The following is an 18,738-nucleotide window of genomic DNA, read 5'->3' on the forward strand; positions in this document are numbered from 1 at the left end:
ATAGAAGAAGGCAGTCGAGACTTTCTCGACTACCTTAAAAGATACCTAAATCCGCATTTTTATTTTTATAGTAGCTTTGAAATATAATATAGGCGGTGAGTACGCACATTATGAGGCAGTCCCTGAATAAAAAAGTCAATAGGAACTACAAGATCAACATAGCCGGCGGGAGAGGTTTTTAAATCTTCGCATTTAATACAATAACAAAGGAAGGTTCCTCTCCACAATCTCAAGAACAATGATACTTGGTTTTTCTTCTGCTATTTTAGATTTTTCAACTTTAAAGTCGGTTAAAAATATACTCGATTTAAAGTGATCCGCCAAATAAGGCATCATCGCTGCACCAAAAGAATCACGATACATAAGTAATTTCCCACCCTGTGACTCGTTTAAATATGAAGTTAAGTAATTATCCGATTGAATAACATTGGATGTTCTATTGAATTGAGGCACTAAGCTAACTATAGTATCATCTAGTTTCATAGAGAGCATAAGGGCTAAATCCAGTTGCATCTTATAAGATACAGTGGAAATACTAAAGTCTTCTCGACTATGAGGATGATAAGCAGGTAACGCATTCATTAATTTATCATAAGCCAAATATCCTCCAAAATCATTCCAATGTGTATCTGTAGCATAATATGTTTGGAAATCATCTTTACCCCTAATCAGAGTATCTCTAACATCAACAATATTTATTTTTGAGTGAGCTCGTAAATATTCTAAAAGCTGATCATAACGAGTTTCATTTTGAAAACGTACATACTTACTCGGCATGTATTCAGGATAAATTGTTTGTTTATTTGGGCCTACTATAAAAATAAATTGAGCACCTGAAGCTTCAGAAGCGTTATTCGCTTCTTGAAGATTCGAAGCTATCCTTTCAAGCTCAGCATCCGTAAATCTAACCATTCCTTGATAATCTTCTACAGACTTTTCAGCTGAGTAGAATAGCCAACTTTTTTTCCCTATCACGACGTTAGGATGTGTCGATTTGCTCAATATATGATATTTAATATTACTGTTCAATTTGACTAGTTCACTACGCAAACCAAAATTATCATTAAAATAAGACTCGTATTCTTTTGTAAATTGTTTGTAGTTCGTGATTGAAGTCGTTGGCTTTGAAGCCAAATTTCTATTTTCAGACGAAGCAATATTTGCAGAAAAAAACACCTTTGTTAGCAATGGCAAAAATATAAGTAGTAATGACACGCTTTGTAAAACGTTTATGTTAAAACGAAATCTCTTATGACTCCCTACTAAGTCCAAATCGATAAGTAGCCATACTATTACAAGAGAAATAAGGAACGAAAACACATATATCATTATTTCTACTGTAAAATCATCTTGATTCAAAAACTCGGAAATATCACCTAAATGAACATAGGGGTCTATCCCTGTTGTCTTTATTCTTAATGATGATTTACTAGGTTCAATCTCGACCATATTACTTGATTTTAAATTGCTTAGCAAAGATTTGTTTTTATATTTTATTGAGTAAATAACGATATCAACCTCTGGGCTCTCACCCAAATCAAATCTTAAGTTTTGAATATTCTTGGCCGCTTCTGGTAGGGCAAATTTGAGAATGCTTTTTTCTTCTGAACCTTCAAGCATTATACTAACCGTTTTTTGTTCAGAAAAACCTTCACCAGTATCGTAGTATAGAATATACTCATTTGTATGATTTGATTGCAGTGCAACAGACACTTCATTATTTGACTTCTCTCGGTTTATATAACCTTTGCTGATCAAGACAACAATTAGAAATAACACTACCAGTAACAATGCATTTACAAACGTAAAGTATTTTCTCACGGAGGTATCTTCTCCTACTAGAATCTAAAATAAATGAACGGGTTATATGTTTGACTTGCCAACGCAGCAGATACAAGGAGCAAAACAACTATCTCCGTGATTACTATGAAGAGTAGTTTAGTAATTTGATATTTACTATTTCCCATGTCTAAAATAGATTGATAATGGTTTAACAATATCTTCAAAAGAGGGGTTGCTCCTATAAACGCAAGAATAACAACAAAAATCAGCTCATTATCCAAATAATATCCAATGTTGTAAATACCAACATCCCCATTAAAGCCAATCATAGTTTTTAAATAAGCAATTGCATATTGAAAATCATTTGCTCTAAAGAATATCCAACCAACCATAACAACGAGCAATGTGTATGCATGTTGAAATGGTGCCCACATTCTATCCATTAATTTACCTAATGGTGAGCGCTCAAGAAGCATGAAAAAACCATGGAATAACCCCCAAAAAATAAAATTCCAGCTTGCTCCATGCCAGAGACCAGTACAAAAAAATACTATTAATAAATTAAGATATACTCGAAAATTACTGACCCGACTTCCTCCCAATGGGATGTAAAGATAATCTCTAAACCAATTTGACAATGACATATGCCATCTTCTCCAAAAACCGCGTATGTTTTTTGCGATATAAGGATAATTAAAGTTCTCTAAAAAACTAAATCCAAACATCTTTGCTAAACCAATTGCCATATCTGAATAGCCAGAGAAATCAAAATAAATCTGTAATGTATAGCAGATAATGCCTAACCATGCTGCACCTGAAGTCAAATCTTGAGTGTTTTGAGAAAAAATTTGATCCGCTACTGATCCTAATGGGTTCGCGATCAATACTTTTTTTCCCAATCCGTAGATAAATCGCTGGAAACCCTGATTTACATTTTTTAAAGATATTAGTCTTGTTTTCAATTGTTTAGCAATATCGTGATATCGAACAATTGGACCCGCGACTAATTGAGGAAAAAAAGATATGTATAGAGCCAGATCAAATAAATTCCTCTGTGGTTCCGATTTACGTCTATAAATATCTATTACATAGGATAAGGAGTGAAAAGTATAAAATGAAATCCCAAGTGGTAGCGCAATTGGATCCAAATAAACTTCACTATTAAATATTATATTGAAATTATCAACAATAAAATTAATATATTTGAAGAATACAAGTAACCCAATATTTGTTACGATAGCAAAAAACATAACTAACTTTCCGGTGGTATCCCTATACTTTGCTACTAACAATCCATAAAAATAATTCATTATAACAGATATAATCATTAAAACAACGAATTGAGGTTCTCCCCAAGAATAAAAGAGAAGACTTACCACAAGAAGTAAAAAATTACGATACTCCACCTTAATGAAAAAATGAAGTACAAGAACTATTGGTAAAAACAGAAATAAAAAAAGCGGAGAACTAAAAACCATTTATGTCGCGCCCTTCAATTTTAATATATATTTGTGATCGATAACTATCGACACCTCTACTAGATACCACTAACTTAGAAAAGGACACAAGACGGTATTTTGGTTTATCTCATGATCTTATTAATTTCAATGCATCTTTGATCCCGCATCAAGCACCTGCGCCTCCATCTACTTTGATTGTGATTACATTTCAGGCTCCTAAAGGAGTAGTCGGATTATTTAACAAAAGATTATCCCTCTATCACCACATAATAATTTCAAATCAAATAAATCGGGACAGACCAATAGGAAAAAGGTTATACAAACATTAATTGAGCTTTTGTGAACAGACAGACAAGACTAGCCTGTCAACCGGGTCCTTGACTACGAAACCACACGGGCACAAGAACGTAGGATAAGCTAGTAGGAAAATTGGGCTTACCGTGGACCCGAGTCTATAGCACAGTTGGGCCAGCATAATGTAAACAGGGACACATAGCCAGGGTCTTCAAACATCGTAATAATAACCAAGAAACACTTCAGAATTTTTCAATAAATACATCAATTTCACAATATCGCGGCAAGCCTTAAAGCCACTACAGCTTTTGCAATTTCAAAATCATTTCCAACAATCTTTCCCCTATCAGTTCTTTTGCTACCATCCTATAGGGCAGTTATTCCAGTTCGAACAAAAAGTCTCGCAGACCTTCCCGCCATGAACGAATATCACGGAACCCGTTGGTACGAATCGCCAAATGTTCCAACACTGAATTACGTGGTCGCGGCGCAGGACGTAGAAACTGCTCGGTAGCACACGGCTCAAGCTTCGCTGTAAACTTCAGTCCTAAGATATCCTCTGCCTCCGCAAAAATTGCCTGGGTAAATTCGTACCATGAACAGGACTCGCTGTTTGAAGCATGATACACTCCATACTTTTCAGTCTGAATAAGCTCAAGCAAGAATCGTGCCAAGTCCACTGTATAAGTAGGCGAGCCCTTCTGGTCATCTACTACCTGCAGCAGCGGTTTCTCCTGCCCCAGCTTCAGCATTGTTTTCACAAAGTTATTGCCGTATTTGCCATACACCCAGGAGGTACGGACAATAAAGAACTTGGAGGATAAGGATTGCACCAGTAATTCTCCCGCCCGTTTGGATTTGCCGTAAATACTCTGTGGGTCGGTATTGTCATACTCGTGATATGGCTTGGTGCCCATCCCGTCAAAAACATAATCCGTGCTGATATATACCAACTTAGCTCCGGCCTTCTCAGCAGCAAGTGCAACATTCCGGCTTCCGGTGGCATTAATCAGGTACGCTGTATCAATATCCTTCTCTGCTGCATCAACCGCAGTATGAGCAGCACAATGAATGATCGCATCCGGCTGGAAGCCGGAAATGATCTCTATGCACTGATCCAAATCGGTAATGTCCATCTCCTGACGATCGCAACCAAGTACTTCATAACCTTGAGCATGCAGCAAAAGCACAAGATCCTGTCCGAGTTGTCCCCCTGAACCTGTAACAAGCACTTTCATTGTAGACATTACAGTGCATCCCCCAGACGGCTACCGTACTGAAGCGCTGCATACTTCTGGTATTCTCCGGATTGAATACGTGTCCACCATTCCCTGTTATCCAGGTACCATTGAATCGTTTCCTTGATACCCGTTTCGAACGTGTGCTTAGGCTTCCAGCCCAACTCGCCCATAATTTTGGTTGGATCTATACCATAACGGCGGTCATGCCCTGGACGGTCCTGAACATACGAAATTAACGAATCTGGTTTGCCCAGCTCTTGAAGTACGGTATTCACGATGTGCACATTTGTTCGCTCATTGTTACCGCCGATATTGTACACTTCGCCATTCACACCTTCATGAATAACCAGATCAATCGCACTACAGTGATCTTCAACATACAGCCAGTCACGGATATTCATACCATCTCCATATACTGGCAGTGCCTGATCAGCCAGCGCACGCGAGATCATCAGCGGAATCAACTTTTCCGGAAACTGATAAGGACCGTAGTTATTGGAGCAGCGTGTAATATTAACCGGCAATCCAAAGGTCTCATGGTAAGCACGGACCAGTAAATCCCCGCCCGCTTTACTTGCAGAATAAGGGCTATTTGGAGTCAGTGGAGTCTCTTCAGTGAAGAGGCCTGTGGCGCCCAGCGTACCGTATACCTCATCTGTCGATACTTGCACGAATTTAGTCACGCTGTATTTCTTCGCCGCATTCAAAAGGACCTGAGTCCCGAGTACATTCGTCTTAACAAAAACATCCGGCTCCAGGATACTGCGGTCTACATGAGACTCCGCTGCAAAGTTTACAACTACATCAACTCCCTGATCGAATAGGGTATCCATAGCCGCCACATCAGTAATATCTGCTTTTGTGAACGTATAATTCGGATGATTCTCGATAAACTTCAAATTCTCCAGATTGCCCGCGTACGTCAAAGCATCTACATTGACAATCTTATACTCTGGGTGCTGCTGCAGCATGTATATTACAAAGTTGCTGCCAATGAAGCCGGCTCCGCCGGTAACAAGCAGTTTCATGTTAGTGACCACCTTTTTATAATTTATTATTCCGATAAGTCCACCCAAACAACATTTTATCTTATAGTGCCAACGATAGCCATCAGAAATATCTTACTGTTCCTTAATCATCTCATATTATGCGTAGTATACCCGTTCGGCAATAAATATTAGCCTTTGTATGTAGACCAGCCATGAAATTCACTTCATTAGAAAAATCGCTCCAGATATAATAAGCACTATCCCTGAGAGTTTCTTCAAGGAAATCTTTTCTGATAAGAGGAAGTAAGAAATTAGTATCGTCCACACATATGTAAATGATGATAGAGGATACAATTGGGTGTAAGGGAGGAATCTTAGTAGAACGATATTTAGAACAGCTCCTGTAAAATATAAACCTCCACCTAAAATAAAAAAGGTGAGGAACCCTTTATTAATTCCAATCTTGTAGGAGGATAACTTTTTAAAACAGTAACCTCCAAATGCCCCGAAAAGTGTCATCAATGAAAAAAGCAGTACAATTAGAGCTGCGTTAACTATCTCCACCCCCGATTAAGAAAACCCCACACAGAATAATAAAAGTCCCTATTAACTCTTTATAGGTAATCATCTCCTGGAGTAAAAAGCACCCGATAAACAGTCCGAATAAATACCCAATACTAAGTAGCGGATGCAAAACAGATAATGAACCATAACGAAAAGCGATGATCATTAGGAATGCACCTACAACATATAACAAAAAGCCTGAGATAAGATAAAGATATTGATCAGAATCGTATAACTTCCAGAGCGCTTGTCCAAAAGAAGTGCAGAGCGCTGAAAAAAGAATAAGTACTATCCCTTTTTTATTTTTGTTAATGGATCGAAACATCTGATTAATCATATCCCTCCAATTAAAAACCCGCTCTAGAATTGTGCTACAGCAAGTACCTCTGCTCCACTTCTTTTGGCAGCCTCTATTCCAGCAACAGAATCCTCAAAGATAATAGTTTGATTTGGAGTAATGTTAAAATGCTCCATCGCCTTCAAAAAACCCTCCGGATCAGGTTTAACTTTCTCTACGTCATTATGAGTTAATATTAATTCAAACAACGTTTCTTTTCCAAAATACATCAAGATATCAGTACAGTTCTGACTTGAAGCTGTAGTTACAACCGCAACATAATAATTGATTTTGATTAATTCAATCAAGTTGAAGAGATGCTCATTCACGGTAGCAGCGCCAAGGTGAACTGGATATAGTTTCTTTTTCAGATCATGAATTTCTTCCATCAATTCAACACTAGGGTCAGGTATGATCAGAGGTAGGTAATCTTTATAGAACTTACCATTACACTCCTGAGTATAAAAATCATATTCTAGCGAGTACCCTTTCTGTTCTAGTGCACCCTTATAGGATAGATAGTTCACTTCCTCAGTGTTAAACAAAGTTCCATCCAGATCAAATATTGCTAATTTATTTTTCATGATTAATTCATTCCTCTCGCAATAAGTGTCCGGGTTGTCTTTCAAGAATCTTCAACAGTAGCGGCAACATATTGTTCCCTCGAATCTACCGAAGTGTCCTCAAACCAGTTAATAACATCATTTAAAACAATAACCATCCCCGCATAAAAAAGAATAGCCCGTTTTCCATTCTTCTCTATTTTGTATGGTAAAAGTCTTAACCAATGCACAATCTCATGGAAGAAAATACTTCTAACTTGTTTTTTTGTAAATTTCTCATTTAGATAGTTTGTATAGAATGAAAACATTTCATTATAGGATTGGGAGCGCGTAAACAAGAAATCTATCTGATTTTTAGTAACAGAAACATTCTGCGTTTTCATTAAAAATTCATAACCACCATGTAATGATTGCAGTAATTTGGCATAATCCAAATAAGGCGAATCATGAACGTTCCCAGTGTTAGGATCGATCAGATAAAAATCCCTGCTAGATTCAGTATCATCTACACAAATGATATTCTCAATTGTTAAGTCTCCATGAATTTCTGTATACATATCATCTTTGAAGACACTAAATAAAAAATCTTCTTCCAAGTATTCTCCAAGTACAGAGAGATTCATATACTCCTGTCCGTTAATAATGAGTGTTGGGTATTCATACAAAGCTTTTAATTCCTTTGCATTTCTAATCTTTTCGATATTACCGCTTACCTTGCTAGTGATATATTTTGAAATTAAAATTGGCTCTGCTGGACGTAAATCACCTGCATAGAGGTTATCGGCAAGGCTCTCCAAAGCTTTACGAACAATATTCTGACTCTTTGCAATCGGTCTAGAATGAATATAGTTAAATAATCCAACCGCGGTCGTACTATACTCCATGTCAAAGCTGCAATAGCCGTCTCCATGCTGTTCATTCAAAATGAGCGGCAAAGGCAATGAATTTTCATATTGCCGCAACCACTGAACTTGTTCATATAGTTTGTCGCCATCTTCTCCAAAGGCATACTTTCTATAGAAGCTTCTGCTTTCGTCCATACATAGCATCACAGTTGCATTTGAGCCGGCAGAGTAATCTTGGATAATACTGATATTCTGATTAATTTCAATATATTTCTCCAAATATGCCTTCCCGTTACCTGAAAAATACGCCTCTAAGAAATTTAACCGGTCATCTTCATTCACCTGCGGCAATAAATTCAGTGCCTTACCAGGATTATTAGCGCTGGTAGTGTACTGAAGGACTGCTTTCTTGAACTTATATGGTAAAAAGGAAAGTAGCCATAACGCCAGCAGCGGTACAATAAGGTAAACAGCAAGCAAAGTTTGAGGTTTCAATGACATTTCCTGAATACTGTACGTCAAGTCAACAGTTCCAGAATCTAAACTTCCATGCGAGAACAACGTAGTAAAGATATCTGAAAAGCCAGAGAAATTCATTTCGTCCGAGAGAAACATTCCTAATGCGTAGTAGGAGGCCAAATAGGATCCCCAGATAAATATGGTATATAAGGATAATCTTAGCTTATCAATTTTATGAAAGATATCCTTGAAGGAAGTAATTATTGACCAGCAAACAAATAACATCTTCAGCTCAATTCGCAAGTTGAAAATCGAACAAACCTTTTTTATAATTATTTTGAGCACTCTGCTATATTTCATTGCTATAGCAGAAAGAAGTACTAAAATGCCTGCTAAAATCGCATAAAAAATAGCAGAGTCGACTATCAGTGGACTATTGAAACCAAGCAAGATGAAAGAAGAAAAAAGAATGCTAACAACAATAACATCCAAATATCTATCTACGATAACTGTGGATAATGCAAAGGCGATACCATTTTTCATTTTTCGTCCAGAAAAAAATACTCTTATCAAATCACCAAGACGAAAAGGAAGACAAAAGTTAACCAGGTACCCTATTGATAGGGAGCGCAGCAATACCCCTTCGCTTGGAGCTTCATAAATTTCAACAAATTGTTTCCAGCGAAGCATTTTAAAGTAATGGCCAACCATAAGTAAAAAGATCGCTAAAAGAAATAAAACCATGCCCATTAAATAATCCCCTCAAAATCATCCGAATCTTTGGCAATCTCATATTCCTCTGGAGTACCAAAGGCTAGATGGCTGTTTACTCTAAATCCTTTAATGATTTTACCCTCATCAGCCATAATATTATAAACACCGCTCATAAAGAATTCTTTGTAATCACACACTTTTAGATACTCTGTCGCTGCGTGTTCTAAAACCTCCCTATTTTTAAAGTAATACGCGCCACAGATAGCATCATTGCTAATTGCTTGTTTTTCTACTGTTTTAATAACATTCCCGGCTTGATTATAGAGTAGAAAACTAAATTTAGGATCATTAGATTCAAAAGTCAACAATGCGCCATCTAATGCTTCGTAGTCTCCAGCATTGCTGTAGTTGTAAAAAGAATCACATTTAAACATATGATCACAATCATTAAATACGATAGGAGCGCTGTCATCGATCCCTTTTACCCCTTCTAAAGACGTAAGTAACGCACCATTAAGAACTTCATTTAAAACTCTAATTTTTGCATCTGGGTAGTATTTTAGAATCCGCTTGTCGATTTCGAATAAATCAACATGCTCTCGGATGACTACAAATGTTAGACTCTTCAATGCAGTAAATTTTCTAATAGATTCTGTTGCCCAGTAAAAAAAAGGTTTTTCTTTTATTTCAATCAGCGGCTTTGGAATATTGTACCCTTGATTATAGAATCGTGATCCACTTCCTGCCATTGGCATAACTAAATGAATACCAGTACTCATATCGTTCCTCCTCAATCAATTTACTATCTACTGTAATGCGAATCAATCTAAAGTAGCGTAGGCATATTGTTCGGGAACATATATTTTCCATTCTCCTTCAGAAATAATTGGGTATACAGTGACAGTTACATAGCCAGTTTTATCTTTATTCAGTCTGTTCTGTTCAACAGCTGCAATAATGCCATCTTTAAAAGTCCCTTTATCTCCTGTACCATAAATACTCAGATACGGAGAGGATAATTCAAACAGAGAAGTGTTGAACACTGCTCCGAAGAGAACCAAACTAAGAACTCCCGCCAAAAAATTCTGACTAACCTTTATATGGGTAAGAATGATATATAGTGCATATAATAGGACAATTACACAAAACGTATTGCAAGCATAAAAATAACGGTCAGGATATGTTGTCTCATATTCATTAAAAAACTGTGTCATTTTAATTCGCATTAAGGCAGAACTAAATACTACTCCTATAGCACAAGATACAAAAAACGTATAGTTATTAAAAAGACCTCTTTTCTTAAAATTCAAAAAACCCGCGAATACAATGATAAAAGCATAAATCAAAAATAAAACTGATGTCATTTTATCATTAAGATGAGTATAAAAAAGTTGAATAAATGGATATAGGATATGTCTTCCTATTACAAATTCAAAGACAGAATCAGGATTAGTTGTCATCGTCCCTGTTATTCCTTTTGATCCCATTATCATGGGAAGCAACCGCACTCCTATTACCAAACAAAGTAGCAGTGACCACTCCGAAGAAAACCAAGACTTATAAATCTTCTCCTTATACGCTCTTACGAAGCTAAAGAATAAATATATTCCTACAATTCCGTAACTTACAGGAAAGGACAATCCAGCAAGGATACATATAAGACCTATTGTTATCGACCATACGCCTGAGGGATAACGATTATCATACTTCATCAATAACAAAAAACCTGTAAGAAGCGGCCATATAAATACAGTATTTAATACTCTGCCAAAAACTTCTCCTCCAGAGTTGCCCATTGTAATCAAAACAACAACAAAAAATGTGGCAATCCCTAAAGTTTTACTCTTAATACTAAAAGTTTTATATGCAGTAAAAGCTACTAGACTCCAAAATAAATTCGCAAACACACCTATGAAAAACGGTAAATTTGATAGATTGTATCCGTAAAAAAGATTGTTTGTTTTTAAAGCTAAATACAACAAGATGTACGAACCACTATTTTGAAAATCTGCTGTCCCTCCACCTCTCGTCATAAAGACAGTATTTAAAAAGCCATGTTCGAAAATGTTGCTCAGATAAACAGCGTCCTCAGCAAAAAGTGCGGGAGATGTAATAAAGCTTAGATCACGTAGGGAGAGCAGTACAAAACCAACTACTACAAGACACATACTGCAGAGAATTCTATTAATTTTCTTATTAAAAACTCTATCCGACTGGTACTTGTCCAAAAACTTACCCAAAATTCCCGTAGGAATCAGCAGCCATAACAAAAAGAATACAATAATCCAAATTCCACTATTCATTTTAGGACTGAAATACTCAACCTGCATGTGTAAGCTTTTGGGGACTACAACATTATTTATTTCTAATCGCGAGCCTAAATTGCCTATTACTTTATTCTCTGACATCCAAAGTGTAACAGAACTTCCTGCTTTACTATCGTAATTTGTTATATCTAATGAAAGCGTACTTCCAATATCCCCTTTTTTTTTCTTAAAAGGAATCTCAACAAATTCACCATCTCTTATCGTAGAAACATCCAAATGAACCATAGCTATTTCAGCTTTATCATCGCTGACCTTAATATTGATATGTCCATTATTAGGTCTGTTTGAATAGTTTGCGAATTGCAGCCTTATACCATCCATCTCTTTATATAATCGTTGGAATTCTTGATGAATTACTGTTCCTGCAACGATTTCGCCAGTAGTTTTTGATGCATCTTTCGTTGAGTACTGTGTGAAATCCAAGATATCCACAGATTTCAAAAAACTGAAAACCGTTAAAATTATAGGAATTACTACGGACAGAATAATATAAAGTACTATTCTTTTTTTCCTCATTGAACAACAACTACTTTCAATTAAAAGTCATAATTAATTAAAATGATGATCTACTCCTAACAACACTCCAACCTCTTTTATGTAGTTAATACCCAGATGACAACTCATCGATATAAAATACATTGATTTTTTCACAGCTGAAAACTCCGAGTAAACTATTGTATCTCTAATAGCTTTTTAAATAAAAGTTTATTTCTTATGCCTGTATGTGCCCTCGTTGCGATTATCGATTTGTTTAGCAGTATATGCAGAAACTTTTTTTTCCCTTGAATCACGATTAATAAAACCTTTTTTATTTAACGAGAAGAAGTATCCCGCCGCGATCTTTAGCGTCCGTAATGCCTGACTAAACATTTTAACATTTGATACTTGGTCATCCTCTCTCCAAGAAATCGGAAAGAACTTAACGTCAAATTTATAGGATGAATTTGCCAAAAGCATATAACAATTAAACATCAAACTATCTGAAAACTTTTCATAAAACCTACTCTTGAGCATGCCTGTTTTATACATATTCAACCCTGAGCCAAGATCGTAAATCCGCTTACCTGTGGATATCGAAAAAATAATATTGTATATTCGATTACCGAATGTTCTAAATTGCGAATAACCTTTAAGTTTAGAACTCTTCATAAACCGAGCTCCTAAGCAACAATCAAAAGCTCTATACTCCCTCGATTTAAGCAACGGCATAATATCATGAATATCGCCTTGATCATCACCATGTAGAACGATAACGTAGTCAAAGTCATTATCTTGCGCATAGTCAAAAGCGACCTTATGAGATCCCCCCAACCCAAAGTTGTCATCGTTTCTTAATAGGGTCAGAGGTATTTTTATTTTTTCAATATAACTCAAAACTACTTCTTCTGTACGGTCTGTACTTCGATTATTAACCACTATTACTTTAGATATATACTTCATTACTTCATTGTCCAACTGTCGAAGTACCCTTACAATTTGTTTTTCACAATTATATCCCGGAATAAAAAGTAAAATCTTTTCCATACTCGACTTCCTTCCCTTTCCTAACAACGATCAGTACGAAATTCGCTTTACAAAATCAAATTGTTCAGTGTCATCAAGGTAACTTTGTATTCCTTTAGACTCCCCTACTGAATTGTTCCCTTCAAATTCATCACATAAATTTTTGAGCTCTTTTGCTATTGAATATGGACTAAGATTTCCAACAGATCGAATGTTATTATGGAGCGCTGAAAGATCTTTATTCTCATAACTATTAGTTAATACCAACATACCAAAGTGAGCCATTTCCAATGGAGGGTAGCTGGGGTGTGGAGAAATCATTAAAGAGATACCAACAGCGCTTTCTTTTAATTCATTAGCATAATCTTCAAGAGACATCTTTCCTCGAGATCTAATAGTTATACTGTTGCCCAGTTCTATATCGTTATGCTGTTCTCCAGCCGACGTAATCTCCCATTCAGATACATTGGGCTGAAGCCAAACCCAACTCCTTAACGCTTCTACTATTAAAGTAAAGGCATTTCTAGCGACAGAGGGTCTACCATAAATCAATATTTTCTTTTTTTTAATCATTTCTTTATGAGGCACTAAATAGTTCTTTAAAGAAACATTAAGTTTAGGCTCAAAGCAGTATTCCTCAGAAAATTTGAATCCATGGTTATTAAAAAACTCTTTTAATAAACTGGAATTAAAGATAGCTATCTGATCACCCTTATAGGAGTAAGTGCTTAGAGCTAAAGAATATTGACTTGACCAAGAATAGAAGCCCGGCTCAAAATCCTGAATAAAATAAATGATTTTCGAGGCTTTTTGATTATATACTTCAGCTTGCCATTGAACAATTCTTTGTGCAAAATAGGCTGTCCACCAAGAAGTTGCGATAAATACATCCTGTCTTCCAACTGGAATTGTTTTATTATATCTATCATTAAAGGGAACAATTTGCGATCTGACTTCAGTATCTTCTAAAGATGTAGCCAAGGTATAGTCTTTAAACCTCCCCATATCTTCGCTTCCTGGAGAAGCATCAGTGGCAATAATTCGTCTAGCGGACTTCTCTTCAAATGCCCATAATTGATCAAAAAAATGAAGGGCAGTGGAAATACCACCAAATAGATGCTCTTGATTTATAGAAGGAACGAGAAGATTGATTCTTCTCTCATTATGCTCAGAAGTTCTTGCATTAAAAGGAGTAATTTCTCCAATGTGCGTATTCAAATATGAACTTACCGTAGATTGGTATGCTTTTTTTATTGTCTTGTTATTTTTCGCTTTTCTGGCAATATACTCAATAAATCTTGACATATTTATCATTCTCCTTGAGCTAACTTTGGTGCAACGCTGCTTAAACTCAAGTTCTTATTATAATATGGGTCGCCTTTTTCTAGATAAGGTCCATAAAAGAACTTGGATAATTCAAAGTCAATTGGAGGAATATATGATGATCTTGATTTGGACTCTAAATGAAACAATCTAACATGCGGATCGTAGATATTCACCAATCCGTGTTCCAATGAGCGCAATGAAATCTCAACATCACTCCCACAAATAATGAACTCCTCATTAAATAATCCTATTTTATCTAATGTCCTTTTGGAAATTGCAAGGCAAGCTCCTGTAGACGCCGTCACGTTTCTTGTAACCATTGGTGATACATATGGTGATCCGAAATGATTAGGTTTCATCCCTTTAAAAATATGATCTGCCCAACCTCCTAATCCTATTACAACACCTGCATGCTGAATTGTATTATCTTCATAAAGTAGCAGACCTCCTACTGTCCCAACATCCTCACGCTGAGCCTTCTCCATTAAACGTTGTATCCAATCCTCACTTATAACTAAAGTATCATTATTCAAAAAGATATATACTTCTCCATTTGATTCTCTTATACCATGGTTATTGAGTTTAGACCAATTAAACTCATAATTCGCATCAATGATTCGCACGACAGATCTTGACTGTTGCTGCTGGAACCACTCAAATGTTTCTGGTTCTACAGAGTTATTATTAATAATGAGAATTTCATAATTAGGGTACGTTGTCTTTTCCAGGATACTTGAGATGCACGGCTCTAACAGTTCCACTTTGTCCTTGGTAGGAATAATAATGCTTACTTTTACAAGATCGGTTTTAAATCTGCTGTCATATACAAATAGATAATCATCCTCAGTAGCGTAAGCATTCTCTTCACCAAATACTCTTGCTAAATGTTCATTTAATGCCGCTAAACCAGCAGTATGTGCATAAGGTTTGGAGTAGGGATTGGCTGCTGTAGACGTTTCGAGTTCCCTCCAAGAATATAGTACTTTTGGAATATGGTGAATCTTCTGAGCACATTCGCTCATTCTTAAAACCAGATCATAATCTTGACTTCCATTAAACGCTGTTCTAAAACCTCCAACCTTGTTAAACAACTCTCTTTTAAATACAAGGAAATGTCCAATGTACATTTGAGATCTCAATAAATCTGGAGACCAATCAGGTTTGTGCAGTGGGTTTTTCTTAATTCCATGAATGTCCACTTTATCTTCGTCAGAGTACATAATATCTGCATCGAACTCGTTAATCGCTTTAACTACTTCAAATAAAGCATTTGCAGCAATTTCATCATCGTTGTCCAAGAGCGCTATATATTCCCCTTTCCCAATGGAAACGGCCTTGTTAGAAGCATCTGATATTCCTGAATTTTCATCTAATCTCATTATATTAATACGCGAATCCTTAATGCTCTCCAAATACTGAAGAGTTTCTTCATTGGTAGAGCAATCATCTACTATACAGATTTCCCAATGAGGATAAATTTGATCTTTAACAGATTTGATGGCTATATCTAACCATTTAGGAGCCACATTGTATACAGGAATGACTAGCGAAATTAGCGGTTTCTTGAAAAACAGATCAATTTCAGATTTCATAAGCTCAGAATCATCAAAGCTGATATCGCGAGTTACATAATTTGAAGTTAGTTCTCCAACAGTCATTACAGATTGAATTTTATTATTGAGCGAATGTAAGCCATTATGACGGATCTCTTGTATACCTTTTTTTGCCAGTTCAGGATTATTTTTCAACTTTTTAATTATGCTCATGCTTAATCTGGCCTTATTACGAATAGCTTTAGGCACCAGTTTTTTTATTCTATTTTTTATACGAAGCTGTTGGGAAACATACTCGAGTTGGCTAATATATTCATCTCTAAGTACTAAAGTTTCCTGTGAGCATTCTATTTCTTGTTGCAGGCTGCTTAACTCTTGTTGTGACCGTTCCAGTTCTTGTTCCAAACTAATAAGCTTCTCTTTTAATCCCAATACATCTTTCTGAACAACATTTATATCTAGAGTAAACTGTTTTGTAATATTATTTTTCTCAACTTTTAAAGACTCATTTTGGCATACCAGTTCTTTTTGTTCGTAAATTGAATTTGCTAGTTCATTACTTAACCGTCCAACTTCTGCACTTAATTCTTCACTCTTCCGTTCCTGAGTTCTTAATTGATTATTCAGGTTGTTTATCTGTTGGTCCTTTTGAATAATTTCCTCTGTCTTAGCTACATACTCTTTATGAGTTAAATCATAACTACTCAAATTAACCAAATCAATTTCGAGTTGAGTTAGTTTCTCAAACAAAGTTGGGTCGAGTCCTCGTTTACTCCGCCCGTTTACAAAGGCTGTTGCCTTATTCAATAGTTCCTGATTTTGGGATACAAGAAAAAAATTTCGATAGCTCGGTTCTCCGTAATCCGCGTTATATATATAGTTATTGTAGTAATCATCAATGGTTGCCCTATAATCATATAGGGATGATCTTCCTGCTGCCAAAAAATGAATTTTAATCATTTTTTCCCACACATTTAAACTTCCATGTGAAAAGTTCAAGTACGGCAAATGATTATTATTTAAGTAATTCGTCAATTTCTCAATCTCAGGAAGTCCATTTTCACGGTGTTCTTCAAGCCATTGATAACTAAATCCATACATGGTTTCAAAAAATTTATTGGCTCTAATTTCAGCTTCTTCAACACCCGGGGTATTAAACGGCGCTGCTAGAATAAAGCCGTATTTAGAGACTCTCATCAACTCTGAAACGAAAGCGTCTCTAAGTGGATCACTAATATGTTCAAACACATCTAGCGCTACAATAAAATCAAATTCGTTATCCTCAAGGGGCATATTAGTCGCATCGCCTTCAATGTACGAAGGATCCTGCTTCAAATGTTCTGGAACAACAATATCTAAATAAGTAAGAACATCATCTTGAAGAAATTTTTCAAGATTTTTATGTTCGTTAGCCCCTACCTCCAAAATCGAAAAAACTTGTCCAACTTCGCGAACAGTATTTATTAAATCAGAAGTATGCATATATCGCTGGTATTGGTCGAATGGTACTATCATCAATAACAACTCCAATTCTAAGTACTGTGAATTTATTTTGAAATTTCCCAACTATGTTCAATATAAACAAGACCTTCTGAAAAGTATTTATTTACAACTGTAAAACTTACTACTTCCTGTTTATAATCTAAACATACTATACCTTCATTATTAAATAGACCCACATCAATATTATAAGTCCCCCCAAGTAATGGTAACTTAGGGATTATATACTTCACCCTGTGCCGTCCCAAAGTATTTGGCACTTCTACTTTTTCCAGATAAGTATTAGGTCCAAAAATATATTCTCTGTCTGGAGTATACAACGCAACGCCAAGCAATAAACCTTGGATAACCTTGTCATATATTTCATATTCTACCCGGACTTCCACCTGATCAAAAGTTTTAAATTTATTTCCGTTAATATTGACTTTAGAAACTGAAGCTACAATATCAGGATTGCTAGGGAAAATCATCTCCTCATCAATATTCCCTTCAAATTCAGTATCATTTATATTCGTGTTACTACTCTCAGAATCTTCGCTTTCGCTATTATATTTCATATAGTCCTCGTACATATCTACAATTTCACTGGACTCTCCTATCGCTTTAACCTCTCCATCTTTCAACCAGACAGCTCTGTTACAGAATCTTTTCACTTGTTCCGTAGCATGAGATACAAAAAGGATAGTCGTTCCACCTGCCTTAAGCTCTTTCATTTTTTCAATACACTTCATTTGAAAACGCACATCTCCAACTGCCAATGCCTCATCAACTATTAGAATATCCGGATCAACATTGATAGCCACAGCAAACGCTAATCTCGCAAACATACCGCTAGAATATATTTTTACTGGTTGATCAATAAATGATCCAATGTCAGCAAAGTCTATGATTGCATCCATTTTTTTATCAATTTCGTTTCTGCTTAGACCAATCATCAGACCATTTAGATATATGTTCTCTCTACCTGTATATTCTGGGTTAAAGCCCGCTCCTAATTCAAGAATTGCAGACATTCTTCCATTAACTTGGATGGTGCCACTAGTTGCAGATAATACTCCAGTTATCAGCTTTAACAAAGTCGATTTTCCCGAACCGTTTCTACCCAAAATACCGAGAGCATCTCCTTTATTGATTTCAAAAGAAATCCCATTTAAAGCATTGAAATTTTCATGATACTGCTTTCTATTAGGAAATACGGACTCTTTAAGACGATCTGTAGGTTTTTTATAAAGCTTATATGTTTTTACAACATCCTTAACTTCAATCATGATCTCCATTTTC

At 36.0% G+C, this 18,738-nt stretch carries 14 protein-coding genes; all 14 read right to left on the bottom strand.

The genetic code is table 11. The annotated features are described in order from the left end of the window. Positions 1–192 precede the first annotated feature (192 nt). The gene (locus NST69_RS28190; RefSeq protein ID WP_340957817.1) at positions 193–1,821 is read right to left on the bottom strand and encodes a hypothetical protein; all 1,629 of its coding nucleotides are present in this window, start codon (positions 1,819–1,821) and stop codon (positions 193–195) included. A gap of 17 nt (positions 1,822–1,838) precedes the next feature. After that, positions 1,839–3,260, bottom strand: coding sequence for an MBOAT family O-acyltransferase (locus NST69_RS28195; RefSeq protein ID WP_340957816.1), 1,422 nt, complete (start codon positions 3,258–3,260; stop codon positions 1,839–1,841). Positions 3,261–3,913: 653 nt separating this feature from the next. After that, positions 3,914–4,774, bottom strand: a complete 861-nt coding sequence (rfbD, locus tag NST69_RS28200; protein WP_340958214.1) for a dTDP-4-dehydrorhamnose reductase — start codon at positions 4,772–4,774, stop codon at positions 3,914–3,916. Positions 4,775–4,782: 8 nt separating this feature from the next. Further along, complete coding sequence (gene rfbB, locus NST69_RS28205) at positions 4,783–5,805, bottom strand: dTDP-glucose 4,6-dehydratase (RefSeq protein WP_340957815.1); 1,023 nt, start codon at positions 5,803–5,805, stop codon at positions 4,783–4,785. A 180-nt stretch (positions 5,806–5,985) separates the two neighbouring features. Further along, positions 5,986–6,285, bottom strand: coding sequence for an EamA family transporter (locus tag NST69_RS28210; RefSeq protein ID WP_340958212.1), 300 nt, complete (start codon positions 6,283–6,285; stop codon positions 5,986–5,988). Between the two features lie 31 nt (positions 6,286–6,316). Beyond that, positions 6,317–6,667 carry an EamA family transporter gene (locus tag NST69_RS28215; RefSeq protein ID WP_342547698.1) on the bottom strand — a complete coding sequence of 117 codons (351 nt, stop codon included), beginning with the start codon at positions 6,665–6,667 and terminating at the stop codon, positions 6,317–6,319. Positions 6,668–6,690: 23 nt separating this feature from the next. Further along, entirely contained in the window at positions 6,691–7,251 is a 561-nt protein-coding gene (locus NST69_RS28220; RefSeq protein WP_340957814.1) for an HAD family phosphatase, read from the bottom strand. Between the two features lie 41 nt (positions 7,252–7,292). Then, positions 7,293–9,284: a lysylphosphatidylglycerol synthase transmembrane domain-containing protein gene (locus NST69_RS28225; RefSeq protein ID WP_340957812.1), complete on the bottom strand. Its 1,992-nt coding sequence runs from the start codon at positions 9,282–9,284 to the stop codon at positions 7,293–7,295. After that, complete coding sequence (locus NST69_RS28230; RefSeq protein ID WP_340957809.1) at positions 9,284–10,027, bottom strand: hypothetical protein; 744 nt, start codon at positions 10,025–10,027, stop codon at positions 9,284–9,286. Before NST69_RS28230 ends, NST69_RS28225 begins: the two co-directional genes overlap by 1 nt. Before the next feature lie 42 nt (positions 10,028–10,069). Continuing rightward, a complete protein-coding gene (locus NST69_RS28235; RefSeq protein WP_340957807.1) occupies positions 10,070–12,091 on the bottom strand; it encodes a hypothetical protein in 2,022 nt (673 codons plus the stop codon). 189 nt (positions 12,092–12,280) lie between these two features. Next, positions 12,281–13,099, bottom strand: coding sequence for a glycosyltransferase family 2 protein (locus NST69_RS28240; protein ID WP_340957806.1), 819 nt, complete (start codon positions 13,097–13,099; stop codon positions 12,281–12,283). A 30-nt stretch (positions 13,100–13,129) separates the two neighbouring features. Beyond that, positions 13,130–14,383: a hypothetical protein gene (locus tag NST69_RS28245; protein ID WP_342547700.1), complete on the bottom strand. Its 1,254-nt coding sequence runs from the start codon at positions 14,381–14,383 to the stop codon at positions 13,130–13,132. 5 nt (positions 14,384–14,388) lie between these two features. Beyond that, positions 14,389–17,472 (bottom strand): glycosyltransferase, encoded by a 3,084-nt coding sequence (locus NST69_RS28250; RefSeq protein ID WP_340957802.1) that lies wholly within the window; start codon positions 17,470–17,472, stop codon positions 14,389–14,391. Between the two features lie 32 nt (positions 17,473–17,504). Further along, on the bottom strand, positions 17,505–18,734 hold the full coding sequence (locus NST69_RS28255) for an ABC transporter ATP-binding protein (RefSeq protein ID WP_340957801.1): 1,230 nt from the start codon (positions 18,732–18,734) through the stop codon (positions 17,505–17,507). Positions 18,735–18,738 lie beyond the last annotated feature (4 nt).

Origin of the sequence: Paenibacillus sp. FSL P2-0089 (assembly GCF_038595095.1) — a bacterium.
GTDB lineage: Bacteria > Bacillota > Bacilli > Paenibacillales > Paenibacillaceae > Paenibacillus_AQ > Paenibacillus_AQ silagei.

What these genes read in the sequence shown, in the direction of transcription:
- NST69_RS28195 (WP_340957816.1), bottom strand. Translation starts at nt 3,260, where the DNA reads ATGGTTTTTAGTTCTCCGCTTTTTTTATTTCTGTTTTTACCAATAGTT.
- rfbD (WP_340958214.1), bottom strand. Translation starts at nt 4,774, where the DNA reads ATGAAAGTGCTTGTTACAGGTTCAGGGGGACAACTCGGACAGGATCTT.
- rfbB (WP_340957815.1), bottom strand. Translation starts at nt 5,805, where the DNA reads ATGAAACTGCTTGTTACCGGCGGAGCCGGCTTCATTGGCAGCAACTTT.
- NST69_RS28210 (WP_340958212.1), bottom strand. Translation starts at nt 6,285, where the DNA reads ATGACACTTTTCGGGGCATTTGGAGGTTACTGTTTTAAAAAGTTATCC.
- NST69_RS28215 (WP_342547698.1), bottom strand. Translation starts at nt 6,667, where the DNA reads ATGATTAATCAGATGTTTCGATCCATTAACAAAAATAAAAAAGGGATA.
- NST69_RS28220 (WP_340957814.1), bottom strand. Translation starts at nt 7,251, where the DNA reads ATGAAAAATAAATTAGCAATATTTGATCTGGATGGAACTTTGTTTAAC.
- NST69_RS28225 (WP_340957812.1), bottom strand. Translation starts at nt 9,284, where the DNA reads ATGGGCATGGTTTTATTTCTTTTAGCGATCTTTTTACTTATGGTTGGC.
- NST69_RS28230 (WP_340957809.1), bottom strand. Translation starts at nt 10,027, where the DNA reads ATGAGTACTGGTATTCATTTAGTTATGCCAATGGCAGGAAGTGGATCA.
- NST69_RS28235 (WP_340957807.1), bottom strand. Translation starts at nt 12,091, where the DNA reads ATGAGGAAAAAAAGAATAGTACTTTATATTATTCTGTCCGTAGTAATT.
- NST69_RS28240 (WP_340957806.1), bottom strand. Translation starts at nt 13,099, where the DNA reads ATGGAAAAGATTTTACTTTTTATTCCGGGATATAATTGTGAAAAACAA.
- NST69_RS28245 (WP_342547700.1), bottom strand. Translation starts at nt 14,383, where the DNA reads ATGTCAAGATTTATTGAGTATATTGCCAGAAAAGCGAAAAATAACAAG.
- NST69_RS28250 (WP_340957802.1), bottom strand. Translation starts at nt 17,472, where the DNA reads ATGATAGTACCATTCGACCAATACCAGCGATATATGCATACTTCTGAT.
- NST69_RS28255 (WP_340957801.1), bottom strand. Translation starts at nt 18,734, where the DNA reads ATGGAGATCATGATTGAAGTTAAGGATGTTGTAAAAACATATAAGCTT.